Genomic DNA, 14,337 nt, shown 5'->3' with positions numbered 1-14,337 from the left:
TCTCCGGCCGGGCCATCATCAGGTAGGCCTTGAGCGGCTCGTAGGCCTCCCGGGCCCGGGTGGCGCGCTCGGCGCTGCCCGGCGCCAGGCCGAGCAGCCCGCGCAGCTGGCGCTCGAGGCCGGCCGCTGCCGGGTCGCGGACCAGCCGGTTGTTGGCCGCCTCGTAGCGGGGCCAGAGCGCGGCGAGCAGGCCGTCGTTCTGGCTCAGGCCGAAGCGCTGGTACCAGGGCACGCCGTGCCTGGCGCGTTGGTCGAGGCGGTCGAGCTCATGGACCAGCGCGTTGAGGGCAAGCAGTTGCTCGTCGCCTTCCCGGGGCTGGTCCAGGGTGGCCAGGACGGCCTGCATCTCGGCGATCTGGACACGGTTGCCAGCGAAGGAGAGCAGCGTGCCCAGCCCCCAGAAGGCGACGAGGCCGAGCGCGACGGCGGTCGCGGTGCGCCACCAGGGCCACCCGTAGGGCCGGCCGCCGTGCCGGTCCGCCAGCACGCCTCGCCAGGCCGGGGGCGGCAGCCAATGATGCACCGCAGTGCCCCCGGCGCCCGGCATCGCGAGGCTGAACCAGAGCCCGCGCGGCATCACCCCGTGGCTGCGCTGCAAGTGCTCCCAGGTCCGTCGCCAGCGGTTGATGCCTTCGTCCCGCAGGCCCTGGGCGAGACGCAGGAGAAAGTCATGGCGGTTGTCGGCCTGCATCCGGGCGAGCCCTTGCTCACGCAGCGGCTCGAGCAACTGCCCCAGACGGCCTTCCAGCTGCGCCGGCCCGGCGCGAGGCGCCAGCGTGCAGCCCACCGCGGCCTCGGTGGCCGGTTGCTCCCACTCGCTGCGGCCGACCTCCCAGAGGTGCACCGGCGCCTGCCAGCGCAGCCGCCTGGCGATATCCCGCAACTGGCGCTGGTAGCGGGCCAGGTAGTCCGCATCGGCACCTTGCTGCGCGCTGAGCGCCCAGACGATGCCATCCACGGGCCGACGCGGACGGAGCCGGCGCCACCGTTCGAGACGCGCATCGCCAGCGGCCTCCTCGGCCGCACCGCCCCAGAGCAGGACGACACCCTCGCCTTCCAGCCATTGCGCACCGGCCAGGCCGGGAGCGATGGCCGTGACTTCGTCCGGCTCGCCGATCACCAGAAGCAGGCGGGCGCGGCGGTGCCAGAACGGCCCGTATAGCGCACTCATATGGGAGGGCAGCTTCACGCCCCGAGAGGATGACGGGAGCTTCCCATCAGGGCTCGGCAACACCCCTGAAGCCAGGCTCTGATCCCGATGTTGCCGCCCTTCGAGGTAGGCCAGCACCCTGGGAAGCGTAAAACCGATGATCCCGATGAACATGATCGACAGGAACGCGCACAGCTTGTGCAGATCCCCCACCAGGCCAATCTTGCCGCCGAATCGCCAGATCAACACACCAACAAGCGTCGCCGCTACAACGATCAGCATTGCGACGCCAATTCGGCTCCAAGCGTTGCCATACCCCTTCATGCGCTGCCTCCTGTGGTTAGGGTGCTGATCCAGTGCTGCGACCCTTCGCGTGTGATCAGTAGCAATGGCCGCTGTCGATGCCGGGCCATATCAGCTCCCAGTGCAGCGGCCAACCAGTGGCTCATGGGCCCTGGCAGTCCACTCAGCGACTCCTGGATCCACTGGCACTCGGCTCGCAACTCGCCGCCATGCACTCGATTGAGAGAAAGGAGGGTGGCGAGCGACGCTTTCCAATGCATGCTGTCAGCCAGGATCGCCGTGGCCGATCGCGCCTGTGACTGGGTTTGGAGGAACAACGGCAACTCCTGATCAAGCTGCTGCAGCGCCAAAGGCATGGGGCGCAGCAGTCGGGCTTCTACCGTCAAATGCTCAAGGTCGGCCAAGACATCCGGACACAACAGCAACGCAGCAAGGCCGTCGGAGTATTTCTCTTCGCCGTTAACCTGAAGAACGAGGATCAGGTCGATATGGGTGCCCGGCTTTTTGAGGGACGCCTCTATCCAATCAGGGGACAGTGCGTGAGCAAAGCGAGGAACGACCGTGGCCAGCTCCGGCACCAGGCGCTCGCAGCAACCATCCCATGCACTGCGAAGCTGCTCGGACTCCTCAGGAGCCAGGTCGCTGAGAAGTGTGACCTGCACGGGGTGCTCGGCGGTAAGTCCCGCCAACATTGGCTGCACCCCTTTCAGCAACAGATCCAGCCCAACCTGGAGTCGCCCAACCTCTGCGGGCAGAGAAACGATTCGCCTGGCCGTCCCTATGCGCGGGGGGAGACTGTCCGCACCCTGGGCAAGCGCGGCGGCCGAGATCTGGTCCGGCAACACGACACAACTGGCCAGCACCGCCATATTGCGCTGAGCCCATTGGTTCCAGGCACTCCCTGCCTCTGCCGCCTCATCCGTCAGGAACTGGAATCGACCGAGCGCCCTACCGTAGCGATAAGCACGCGCGCTGAACGCCAATAACCAGAGCAGCAAAGGCAAAGCCGATAGCATCCAGGTATTGAAGGTGCCCAGTACCGGGATCTCACCAGCGGCCGCCAGCATAAAAAAAACGATACCGACAACCGCCATCAACAGCCCCGCACCAAGCCAACGAGCAGTCGAGAGCGGCTCAGGAGCAACGATGGCCTCAGGGGCGCGACGATTCCAAGCCATGGCTCACATCACCGCACAATCTGGTGCGCTGGAGATCACCTGGCAACCGCAAGCACTTCGACATCCATCCACCACCAGCGCGCGACCATTCTCGGACCAGTCCGCGCACCCCTCGACAATGGGGTTCACACCGTGGCCAGGAATGGGACAACTGACCAGATCACCGACCAGTGCCGCCAACTTGCCATGGACTCGGTAGGTGGAAGAGGCGGAAATGACTTGCCCACCATGGGTGGTCTTATCACCTAGCAAAACGAATCCTCGGGACATAAATTCTTCCTTGATCACATAAACAATTGAAACGACGAGCCCGCTAGAAAATCACACTCAGTTTCCGACGACGCATCAACACCGATCGAGCGCTAACTATCCGGCCCATGCTTGTGCAGACCCAGCCCGCCTAACCAGCACGCAATGAACTCAATAAAGAAGAGATACAGCCCGCATTGAATGCAACCACCACTCCATAGGCCCCAGGCTCATGAGTCCTTCTGACAACCAAAGCAAGGCTGCGAAACTACCGGCCATATGCAATCTTCATATATATGAACTGGGGTTTGTAAGCACCCAGCCCCTCACGTATACATTACCCATCTACCGCACCTGTAAGCTCATCAAAAAATTATAGATTTCACTGATACTTTCCTAGAAAGAAATAATTCTTAAACGGCTAACGGTCGGCTGCAATTTCTTTGAGTCTATTTATATTCGGCCTAGATCTTGCCAACTGTCTACTTCCATCCGGGTAAACTACCTCCGGAGCCCCTCCAGCTGCTTTAACGCCGATAGTCCTCACAAGCAAATCAGCATGATATCTGGGTTGAAATACAACCTTTCTCGCCGACAGTGATTTAAACGTCAAAAAACTCTGACTTCCATACAGCTCAATCACTGACCTTTCTCCATTTAGAAAAATCTTACTAAGCCAAGGAAAATAGTCCTCACTAATTAGCACATCCCCATCAACATCTCGCGCACCGTACATACTCTGCTGCTGAGGCAGATTGTTATCAAAAATCACAACAACTTCCCCACCACCAGAGAAATCAACCTTCTCACCAAACTGCTCGGTATTGCCGAAATGAATGCCAAACGTCACATTGCTCAGTTTCCACTCGCAGAAACCGCCCCCATCCTTGGCCAACTTTGCTTCATATATATCGGTCATACCCTGCCGTTGAGGTTCGACTTCGATTGCCTTGGCGCCATCGATTTTATATCGACCACCACTGCCATCGGAACGGGTGATCGGACACTTCTCCGAGCGATACATCACTCGCATCGTGTTGGCTACCAGATCCTTGGGAACTTTCACACTGACGCTGACCGTTTCGCCTACGGAGGGCGGTGAAAGATCCTGGTTCATTAATTGTGCGCAACCTGTCTGACTCACCAGCAGGTATAACGCAGCAACGACCAAGTCCACTCGTGAAAATTGGCTCATCGCTCTATCGCCGCCTTAGTTTATTAAGTTTTCTAATGTCTGACTCAGTACGAGAATCAGATCTTACAGAGCCATCCGGATAGGAAAAACGAACGTAATTCCCTTTTTTTTTGGGACATCCCTGCCCTCGTACCATCTATGGCCAACTTTGTTTCATATATATCTTGTGGCTCGACTTCAATAGCCTTGGTGCCATCAATCTCATAACGCCCGCCACTGCCATTGGAGCGGGAGACCGGACATTTCTCGGAGTGGTACCGCATTTTCCTCGCAGCCAAGTCTTGGGGAGGTTTCATACTGAAGCTAACGGCTTCACCTCCGGTTTTGTGAAAGGTCTTGATTTATTAGTTGCGTGCATCCAACTGGGCCAGACATGAGTAGCAACCCCGCTGTCATCGGGTGATTCCGGAACACACGCCCCCTACCTACTGCCCCAACCTTATTGCTTCTAGTTTTTTGAAATCCGGCCTACTGCTACCACTTGCTACGACGGAGCCATCGGTGTAAATAAATTTTGTGTAGTTTCCATCTTCTTTAACCTTAGGCCCAACTGACTTAACAAAAAATTTGTCATGCGAAACTGCTTCAAAAAAAATTTTGCTTGCATATCGAGCACGATAAGCCACAAACAGATCACCATCCGTGAACGGTCTAATCATTTTTTCGCGCCTAACTAAGAATGACTCACTTATCCAGGGATAGTAGTTTTTTTTGATAATTAAATCCTTACCCACATCTTTCACTCCATACATGGAAACTTCCTGAGGCGCATTTTCATCGAAAACCACTATCACCCCACCCCCACTGACAGATTCAGCATCCACTCCAAGCCGTTCTGAGGTTTGGTATCGCACCCCAAAAGTCACATTGCTTATCTTCCAGCGACATGCTCCCCCCCCGTCCTTATCCAAATTTGCGACATAAAAACCACTATTCCCAGATTGCTTCGGAGTTACCTCTATAGCTCTATATCCCTCCACTCTAAAAGGCTCTTCATTTACATCTAAACGAGAAGCACCACACTTCTCCGATCGATACATTACACGCATCGTATCAACCACTAAATTCTTGGATACTTTGAAAGTAATGCTTATTTTTTCACCTTCCGCGGGAGGTGAGAGCTCTCGATTCATTACTTGCGCACAACCTGTTTGGCTCACCAGCAGACATAACGCAGCAACGACCAAGTCCACTCGTGAAAACTGGCTCATCGCTCTATCGCCGCCTTAGTTCATTAAGCTTTCTAATATCTGGCTCAGAACGATAGTCAGAACTTACAGATCCATCCGGATAGAGAAAACGTATGTGATTTCCTTCTTTCTTCTCTTTTGGACCAAAAGAACGAACAACCCCCACTTTATGTAAAAACGGCTTAAAGATCACAGATTTTGCATTTTTTGCCTTATAGGTACGATACAACCCTACTCCATCGTACAGCCAAACCCATGTCTCTTCCTCTATTAAATGGTGCTCATGGACCCATACGTAGTATCCATTTTCAACCACCAAATCACCGAAAATCTTCTCAGGTCGCCGCAAAAGCGATACTTGCTGCGGTCTATTATCGTCAAATATAACTAACATCCCACCCCCACCGCCGACCTGAGCATCCTGACCGAACTTAGTAACGCTCTGATAACGAACCCCAAAAGTTACGTTACTCAGCTTCCACTCGCAGAAACCGCCACCATCCTTTGCCAACTTTGCTTCATATATATCGGTCACTCCCTGACGTTGAGGTTCGACTTCGATTGCCTTAGCACCATCAATTTCATAACGCCCGCCACTGCCATCGGAACGGGTGATCGGACACTTCTCCGAGCGGTACATCACTCGCATCGTGTTGGCTGCCAGGTCCTTGGGGACTTTCACACTGACGCTGACCGTTTCGCCTTCGGGAGGCGGTAATAGTTCTCGACTGACCATATGTGAGCAGCCTCCCGAGCTAAACAAAACAAGCAATCCAAGCACTATTAAACGGATATAAAAACATGAAATTCTCACCGTATTCGCCCCAGCCGGATCCCCTCTAATATTTTGAAATTTGGCCTACTGCTTCCATCAGCAACCGAACTGCCATCGGGATAGATGAATTTTGTATAATTTCCTGTCTTTTTTATTTTTGGCCCAACTGAATAAACAATTAACTCATTATGTACGATCGGCTCAAAAAACACTTTTTCCGCGCGCAAGGCCGTATACGTCAAGAATAAATCACCCTGAGTAAATGGCCTAACCAGCTTTCTATAGCCCCCTAAGAAAGATTCGCTCACCCAAGGGTAATAGTGGTTTCTCACCATTAGATTTCCCGAAACCTCCGCCGCACCATACATTGAAATTCTCTGTGGCAGATTTTCATCAAAAACAACAATTATCCCGCCACCACTAATGGGCTCAATATTTTTACCAAATGGCTCTGTATTCCAAAAACGCACTCCGAATGTCACGTTGCTCAATTTCCACTGACAAGTACCACCACCATTTCTGGGCAATTTTGCTTCATAAACATCGGTTATTCCTTGGCGCTGCGGTTCGACTTCGATCTCTTTGGCACCATCGATTTCATATCGACCACCATTCCCATCAGAACGAGTGATCGGGCACTTCACAGAGCGATACATAACTTTCATCGAGTCAGCAGCTAGATCTTTAGGAACTTTAAGACTGATGCTGACAGCTTCCCCTCCGCGGGGTGGTGAAAGGCCACGATTAATTACTTGGGCACAACCAGCCTGACTCACGAGTAGGCAGAGTCCGGCAACGGTATAGACCGCATGGGAAAATGGATTCATGGCGTCAGTACCTCCTCGAGCGCGATTACTTCCGGAGGCTCCGCCTGGCCGTAGGGGCGTGCTCGCATGATTTCGATGGGCAACCCCGCTGGTTGGTCGCAGCAGAAGCGCTGCAGCGCCTCCTTTCCGCCGTCCATTTCAGTGGTCATCGGCAAGGTCATGGGCAACAACCTTTGCAGGGCAAGGAAGTGCTCGTTGCGTTGCTTTTCCGCCTCGATCACGGCCGGGTGATGCATCTGCTGTTCGAAGCGCTGGCGCTGGGCCTTGCGCTCCATGGGCCGCTCGGGATCACTGAGCTCCAGCAACTGGTTATGCAAAAAGGGCAGGTAGCCGCTGATCATCGAATGATCGAACACACTGGTTCGGCTGGTACTGCGGTCCGGATTGGTGTGCGCCGGGAAGTAACACTGCAAATTCATATAAATAACTTCTAAATTGTGGGATATAAAACTACTTTTCCCCAACCTGTTCCATTAGCCTATAAAAATTTGGACGCAAACCTCCGAAAGTATACTTTCCATCAGGGTATATTATTTTAGATCTGGATTTTTTCTCATCTCCTTGAGCTCCAACAGTACGGACAAGGTATTTAGAATGCACATCTGGGGCAAAAATTATTCGACTGGCCTTTGGCGCGCGATAAGAATATACGTCCTGCAGACCAAATAAATTTATTGAAACCTTTGGTTGATAAAGAAAAATCTCAACCAACCATGGGAAATAGTCTTTTTTAATCTCAAGATCACCATCGACCACTACAACCCCATCCATAGACTGTCTTTGCGGCAAATTACCGTCAAATATAACAATTACCCCCCCTCCGTGACCGTAGTGCACTCCCGCCCCAAACTGACTTGTATTTTCATAGCGAACACCAAAAGTCACATTGCTCAGTTTCCACTCGCAGCGCCCCCCTCCATCCCTAAATAATTTGGCCTCATATATGTCGGTCGTACCCTGTCGTTGAGGCTCAATTTCGATCATCTTGGCGCCAGCGATCTCGTATCGACCACCACTGCCATCAGAGCGACTAATCGGGCATTTTTCCGAGCGATACATCACTCGCATTCTGTTGGCAGCCAAGTCCTTTGGAACTTTCACACTGACGCTGACCGTTTCGCCTCCGGGGGGCGGTGAAAGATCCTGGTTCATTAATTGTGCGCACGCTGTTTGAGTGACAAATAGAACAACAGCAATCAACAAATAAAGAGACGCACATAGTTTATTTACCACAACTAAAAACCCACCAGAACACATAAAACCCAAGACATTTACCAATGAAGAAAAAACTGTTAACCATCTAACGACTGGCCGCAATTTTCTTGAGCCTATTTATATTCGGCCCAGAATTTGTAAACTGACTACTCCCATCTGGATAAATAACCTCCGCAAGCTCCCCACCACCAGAAACCTTGACACCATTGGTTTTCACCAGCAGATCGGCATGATAGATAGGCTCAAACACAACCTTACTAGCCGAATACGACCTATATGTTATAAATTTTTGCCGCCCAAGCAGTTCAATTAGTGTATTTGTCCCGCCTAGGAAAATTCTTCTGAGCCATGGAAAATAGTCCTCGCCAATTAATACATCCCCATCAATATCTCGCGCACCGTACATACTCTGTTGCTGAGGCAGATTCTTATCAAAAATTACAATAACCTCCCCACCACCAGAGAATTCAACCTTCTCACCAAACTGCTCGGTATTGCCGAAATGAATGCCAAACGTCACATTGCTCAGTTTCCACTCGCAGAAACCGCCACCCTCCTTGGCCAACTTTGCTTCATATATATCGGTCATTCCCTGACGTTGAGGTACGACCTCAATAGCCTTGGCTCCATCAATCTCGTAACGCTCGCCACTGCCATCGGAACGGGTGATCGGACACTTCTCCGAGCGATACATCACTCGCATCGTGTTGGCTACCAGATCCTTGGGAACTTTCACACTGACGCTGACTGTTTCGCCTCCGGGGGGCGATGAAAGATCTTGGTTCATTAGTTGTACACAGCCGACTGGGGTTGCAATTAAGCATAGTGCGGCGCCGGCCAGATTCATTCGTGAGAACTGGCTCATCGCTTTTTCATCGCCTCAATTTCCTTAAGCTTATTAATATTTGGCTCAGTATTACCGCCAAAAACTTCAGAACCATCTGGATATATAACTCTAGTAGACCCTTTCCCCTTACCCTCTTTCCGCCCAAACGAATAAATAAGACCACTATATAGAGATGGAATAAATACTACCGACTTTGCATTTTTTGCTTTATAAGTTCGATACAAACGGCCATCATCAAACAATAAAACCCTCTTTTCCTCACGCACCAAATATTGTTCATAAATCCACACATAGTATTTATTCTCAACCATCAGATCACCGAAAGCCTCTTCGGGACGGTGTAATAGCGATACTTGCTGAGGCCTATTATCGTCAAACACCACTATAACCCCCCCCCCACCACCAACCTGAGCCCCATCACCAAACTTATCAGGGCTTCCATAGTGCACACCAAAAGTTACGTTACTCAATTTCCACTTGCATAGTCCGCCGCCGTCCCTAGCCAACTTTGCTTCATATATATCGGTCATTCCCTGACGTTGAGGTTCGACTTCAATAGCCTTAGCTCCATCAATCTCGTAACGCCCGCCACTGCCATCGGAACGGGTGATCGGACACTTCTCCGAGCGGTACATCACCCGCATTTTTCTAGCAACCAAGTCCTTGGGAACTTTCACACTGACGCTGACTGTTTCGCCTCCAGGAGGCGGCGAAAGATCCTGGTTCATTAGTTGTGCGCAACCTGCCTGACTCGCGAGTAGGCAGAGCCCGGCCACGGCATAGACCGCATGGGAAAGTGGATTCATGGTGTCAGTACCTCCTTGGGTGCGACTACTTCCGCAGGCTCCGCCTGGCCGTAGGGGCGTGCTCGCATGATTTCAATGGGCAACCCCGCTGGTTGGTCGCAGCAGAAGCGCTGCAGCGCCTCCGTTCCGCCGGCCATTTCAGTGGTCATCGGCAAGGTCATGGGCAACAACCTTTGCAGGGCAAGGAAGTGCTCGTTGCGTTGCTTTTCCGCCTCGACCACGGCCGGGTGATGCATCTGCTTTTCGAAACGCTGGCGCTGGGCCTTGCGCTCCATGGGCCGCTCGGGATCACTGAGCTCCAGCAACTGGTTATGCAAAAAGGGCAGGTAGCCGCTGATCATCGAATGATCGAACACACTGGTTCGGCTGGTACTGCGGTCCGGGTTGGTGTGCGCCGGGAAGTAGCGCTGCATGCTGGTTTTCGCCAGCGACTGCATCAGTGCCTTCTGCTCTTCACCGGCATAGCGGCTTGCGGCATCGTCCAGGCTGGGCACCAGGTAGAGAAAGGCGCGCTCGGGCAGGCGTTTGATTTCGTAACTGTAGTGGGGCGCGCCGAGGCCCTCCTTGCTGCGATACGCCGGGAAGTTCCCACCTGTGGGACGGGCCAGATAATGCTGGTCGGCCCGGTAGTGCATGGCGATCTGGCCATGGTGCCAGTAGGGGTCGCCGAAGCCGGTCAACTTGCTGATCAACAGCTGCGGCACCGACCACGTATAGCCAAGGGTGGGCCCCAGCGGACCAAAGGACTTGTACAGCCAGTTATCCAGTTCGGCCTCGGGCGGTACGCTGGTAACAGTATCGGCGTCATTCACATGGCGAAAATGAACAATGTCACTCAGGCTTTCCACGGCCTTACGAGTGAAGGCCCGGGGCATGCCATAGGTGTAGAGAACCGGCAGGCGACTTCCAAGTTCAGCTGAATGAATTAGAGCCAGAGCACCGCCGAGACTATGGCCACATATGAAAAGCACCCTATCGTCGAGTAATTGTTCAATATTTTGGAAATGATCCTCGAACAATTTTTTCGCTATCTCAAACGCGTGCAAAAAACCATGATGCACACTCCCCTCTGAAACAAGAAAAGTGCACTTATTCGTCGTCATTTTCACATCACAGTCCGTGCCATCGGTCAGACGAGGGCGGTACTGGGCATCCGTCAGCCAATCTATGAGTTCTTGGGTTCCCCGCCAGGCCACCACCAGCTGTGTCCCGTTGCTGAAGTAGAAGAGCTGGGTGTTCTGGATGATGCTCAGTGGCGTATCCGGTGCCCCCTCAGGCGCAGCAACCCCAACGGTGTCGAGCATCACCGCAGTGGTGTAGCGCTCATCGAAAGGTACATCCACCACCACCGCTGGGAACTGCTGCCCCTTGGCGTCGAGCATCTGCGGCGTACACATAAGGTCCAGGCACTGGCGGAAGAAGAACTCCTCCACAGCGCCGGGCAGCGTTTCGGGATCGACCTCGCAACCTGCCCGGCGTGCTTTCTTGCGCTGGTCCTGCACGATGGTGCTGTACGACAGGTTTGCCATCAGCCCCAGGTTGTAGCCATTGACCATGCTGTACTCGGGCTGGTGGTGCAGCACCAGCTGCCAGGCGCGGAAGGGGCAAAGCTCCAGGACATGGCGGCGATTCAGTTGCTCGGCCGGTACGGTAAAGCCGCTGAAGCCCGGGTCCGGAAAATGGAAGCCTGGCAGCTTCTGGGGATCTGGCAGAGGCGGGTCGAGTGGCGGCAGGCCATCGCACAACTGACCAAGGCGAAGGTAGTGATAGAGATTGCCCGCCGTCCGCGCCTGCCTCTCGATGGGCGACCAGCCGGGGGGAGGTGCCTCGTAACCCTGTGTCTGGAGCCCTCTCCTTTGCGGCTCAGGGCGCATCGCGCGAAGACGGCGGGTTTGCAGCGCATTGGCCAGGGGCGCGGCTGCAATCGTCAGGGTGATGGGAATGGGGTGCAGCCCATCCAGGCGGATCACTCCATTTGCATCGCTTTGGCCAGAACACTCTGGGGCGCAATGCGCTCGCGTTGCGTCATTTACTGCGCGATAGGGCATGCCCACTAATGGTTCCCCCTGCTCATCAAGCAGAACGAACTCTATCCAGTGCTTTTCCTGGGGCCCTCCTCGCACTTCCTTGACCGTGCCGAGTGTGTCCGTGCGATGCGTTCCGTTCATATCCATCCCTATGTATCAGCAGCAGGCGAGAGCCGTACATCCAAACTTTCGCGCCATCTAATTGCCCGGCGCACTGATCGCTTTTCTCAAGTCAACCCACATATGGAAACAGTAGAGCCTTATAAAGCGCCCGAATAAAAAGCTGCCCATCCTGCCAAGCACCCCTTGGCGGGACCGTTGCCTGGAGTACGCCTCGATATCAGCAACCAACTGTTTTTCATGAAACCCACCCCAGATCGGGGGCACGGGGGAAAACATATTCCCGATGCACACAGGTGCCACCCGCTCGAACAATGCAAACTCGACATCGGGTAAGGGATAGTTCCTTGCCACACGTGCTATGCATGCATAGTTGGTTTCGCTGTCTACAAACATATCGGACAAGGCAATCCACAGCGGGGCTTTATCTAATTGCCCATCTGGTGAATTCTTCGATTTCATCATCAAAATAATCCAGGGTGGATGACGCCACAAAACCACCGGCCACACCGCCGGCCAGCATGAGCGCGATCGCGCAAACGGGGGCTCCGGGGCCGCAAGCCGTTGAAACCAGAGCGCCCGCCGCCAGTGTTCCGAGGACTCCACCTCCAATCGTTCCCGCCTGCCTTATCGTTTCTTTCTTTTTGTTCTCGGCATTGGCAATCTCATACCCGGCGTAGATTATCGTTACGATAATCGCCACTTTTCCCGCGACCTTGAGTACCTTGTTCGTTGTATTGATTACAGCATCCGGTCGCGCCGCAGACTCGACGATGGTGTAGTGGACCGTGCTCTTCTGCCCGGCCGTGAGCGCTGCGAACTTCTTCCCAAATTGTTCAACGGCGTACTTATCGAGAAGATCAATAAGCTCAGGGGGAATACGCTTTCGCCGCTCCGCTATCGCCAACCCCTGAACGGAAGTCTTTGCCCTTGTTTCCGCCATGATCTTGTTCCGCATTTCATAGCAGAACTCGGCAGCCTCCTTTACGCTGATTCGGCCCGACTTGACCTCACTTTTGACCGTCTCGACCACACGCCGCATGTTCTTGTTGTAGTTCCCTCTCTGATTGGCATCACTGATTGCATCAGTAGAAAACTTGATTGCCGCCCCCTCGAGTGCTTCGAGGGCTTTTTCAAGAACCGACTCATCGGCCGGGTGATATTCTTTGTACAAGTAATAACGATAGAAAGAGTCCACGGTTCTACTCCCCAAGCGTCCGTATCATGGCTGCTGCGGCACTGGGAAGTTCTTCACTTCGGTCCAGCCCCTCAAGTTCGAGAGCGATGCAAGAGCTGCCCGTTATGGAGGTGAACCGTACTTTATTGTCAGCATCAAACCGGCCTTCCAACACCGAGCCATCGTCCATGGTCGCCTTGCACGCTATACCTTCGTAACTCATGCCCTCTGGTCCGAAGAATCCGATCCAGTCCTCCGACTGGGGGAGTTCAAGTTTCAAGTTATCCGGCGCCAGGGTATGGACAGCCATGGTTTTGCCGTCTTTGTCCGTAACGCCGCTGAATACTTCACCTGCCGAAGTTGTTATCCGGTAGCTGGTGAAGGGCATGGCCACCTGCGCGTCGTTCTTAAGCACATAGCTGGCGCTGTACCCGCCGGGTAAGGGGGTTGCCGGGGTCGTCAGGCTTGCACTGCCGAGCTTTTGGACATTCGCCACCTTGTGGTAGATGTTCCCGGGCGCACCCAGCTCTATTTCTCCGCCCTTGATACGGATGTAGGCACCCGCGCAATGCAGTACCAACTCTTCAGGGGCGGTTATCTCGACCCGCCCACCGGTGCTCTCTATCCTGAGTTCATCGCTTGCCAGCGCATGCAGGTCGCCGTCCTGGGCGTGCAGGTCGACATTGCCGTGCGCGGCCTTGAGTTGCATGCCGGCCGATTGGGCCAGGACACTGACCGACTCCTGCGCAACGGCGGTCAGGTCTCGGCCGGCACTGAAATCCAGGTTGTGCCCCGCCATCACACCCACACTCTCGCTGCCGGAAGACACGCAAACGGTGCTGGGGCTGAGGATGCCCACGCCATCGGGGGCATGCAGCAGCACTCCAGGCTTCGCCAGCCCCGTCAGCGCAGTGTTGAGGCGAGCCTGGCTGTCGAGATCGCACGGTTTCACCTGCGCGGCTAGTGCAGCGGCTTTCATCGAACGAGCCAGCGACAGGGCACTGCTGAGTTGTTCGATGGCTGCGTCCATTTCCAGAAGATCGCCCTGGGCAAGAGCCTGCTCATCGGCACTGATGTACAGCCCCTTCCCCGCCCGCATGACGCCCCAGCCGTCGGTGCGCAGCTCGAAGCCTTCGCCGCGTTTCTGCCGTTGCCCATCCACCAGGTGGCCGAGGTTGAGCTGGCTCTTGCCGCTGTGCTCGGTGCTGAGCTTGATGTGTTCCTGGCCACGGGTGTCGTCCAGGCGCAGCTTGTTGTTGGACGGGGTGCGCAGGACGT

General features: G+C 54.5%; 15 protein-coding genes. All 15 read right to left on the bottom strand.

Features of this window, described 5'->3' with window-relative positions; translation table 11 throughout:
* The coding region (locus DMX10_RS30180) for an ImcF-related family protein (protein WP_305888074.1) at positions 1-1,171 on the bottom strand (1,171 nt) is incomplete at its 3' end.
* 299 nt (positions 1,172-1,470) lie between these two features.
* A complete protein-coding gene (locus DMX10_RS30175) occupies positions 1,471-2,631 on the bottom strand; it encodes a hypothetical protein (RefSeq protein ID WP_111264550.1) in 1,161 nt (386 codons plus the stop codon).
* 3 nt (positions 2,632-2,634) lie between these two features.
* Positions 2,635-2,901, bottom strand: a complete 267-nt coding sequence (locus tag DMX10_RS30170) for a PAAR domain-containing protein (protein WP_111264549.1) — start codon at positions 2,899-2,901, stop codon at positions 2,635-2,637.
* A 400-nt stretch (positions 2,902-3,301) separates the two neighbouring features.
* Positions 3,302-4,075, bottom strand: coding sequence for a hypothetical protein (locus DMX10_RS32700; RefSeq protein WP_146603089.1), 774 nt, complete (start codon positions 4,073-4,075; stop codon positions 3,302-3,304).
* A 425-nt stretch (positions 4,076-4,500) separates the two neighbouring features.
* A complete protein-coding gene (locus DMX10_RS32695; RefSeq protein ID WP_146603088.1) occupies positions 4,501-5,286 on the bottom strand; it encodes a hypothetical protein in 786 nt (261 codons plus the stop codon).
* Positions 5,287-5,290: 4 nt separating this feature from the next.
* Positions 5,291-6,001: a hypothetical protein gene (locus DMX10_RS32690; protein ID WP_146603087.1), complete on the bottom strand. Its 711-nt coding sequence runs from the start codon at positions 5,999-6,001 to the stop codon at positions 5,291-5,293.
* Positions 6,002-6,075: 74 nt separating this feature from the next.
* Positions 6,076-6,867, bottom strand: coding sequence for a hypothetical protein (locus tag DMX10_RS30165; RefSeq protein ID WP_111264548.1), 792 nt, complete (start codon positions 6,865-6,867; stop codon positions 6,076-6,078).
* Entirely contained in the window at positions 6,864-7,208 is a 345-nt protein-coding gene (locus tag DMX10_RS30160; RefSeq protein WP_146603086.1) for a hypothetical protein, read from the bottom strand. The genes DMX10_RS30165 and DMX10_RS30160 overlap by 4 nt, the downstream gene beginning before the upstream one ends.
* 109 nt (positions 7,209-7,317) lie before the next feature.
* Positions 7,318-8,133, bottom strand: coding sequence for a hypothetical protein (locus DMX10_RS32685; protein ID WP_146603085.1), 816 nt, complete (start codon positions 8,131-8,133; stop codon positions 7,318-7,320).
* Between the two features lie 34 nt (positions 8,134-8,167).
* Positions 8,168-8,947: a hypothetical protein gene (locus tag DMX10_RS32680; RefSeq protein ID WP_146603084.1), complete on the bottom strand. Its 780-nt coding sequence runs from the start codon at positions 8,945-8,947 to the stop codon at positions 8,168-8,170.
* A complete protein-coding gene (locus DMX10_RS30155) occupies positions 8,944-9,735 on the bottom strand; it encodes a hypothetical protein (RefSeq protein ID WP_111264546.1) in 792 nt (263 codons plus the stop codon). The genes DMX10_RS32680 and DMX10_RS30155 overlap by 4 nt, the downstream gene beginning before the upstream one ends.
* On the bottom strand, positions 9,732-11,705 hold the full coding sequence (locus tag DMX10_RS30150; protein WP_236206654.1) for a lipase family protein: 1,974 nt from the start codon (positions 11,703-11,705) through the stop codon (positions 9,732-9,734). The genes DMX10_RS30155 and DMX10_RS30150 overlap by 4 nt, the downstream gene beginning before the upstream one ends.
* Positions 11,706-11,960: 255 nt before the next feature.
* Complete coding sequence (locus DMX10_RS32675; RefSeq protein ID WP_146603083.1) at positions 11,961-12,347, bottom strand: hypothetical protein; 387 nt, start codon at positions 12,345-12,347, stop codon at positions 11,961-11,963.
* Positions 12,307-13,080, bottom strand: a complete 774-nt coding sequence (locus tag DMX10_RS30140; RefSeq protein ID WP_218281347.1) for a hypothetical protein — start codon at positions 13,078-13,080, stop codon at positions 12,307-12,309. The genes DMX10_RS32675 and DMX10_RS30140 overlap by 41 nt, the downstream gene beginning before the upstream one ends.
* A 4-nt stretch (positions 13,081-13,084) precedes the next feature.
* Positions 13,085-14,337: type VI secretion system Vgr family protein (locus DMX10_RS30135; protein WP_146603082.1), on the bottom strand; the 1,253-nt coding region annotated here is incomplete at its 5' end.

This window comes from Pseudomonas sp. 57B-090624, assembly GCF_003234055.1.
GTDB lineage: Bacteria > Pseudomonadota > Gammaproteobacteria > Pseudomonadales > Pseudomonadaceae > Metapseudomonas > Metapseudomonas tohonis.
This window is presented reverse-complemented; position numbering and strand designations above follow the sequence as displayed.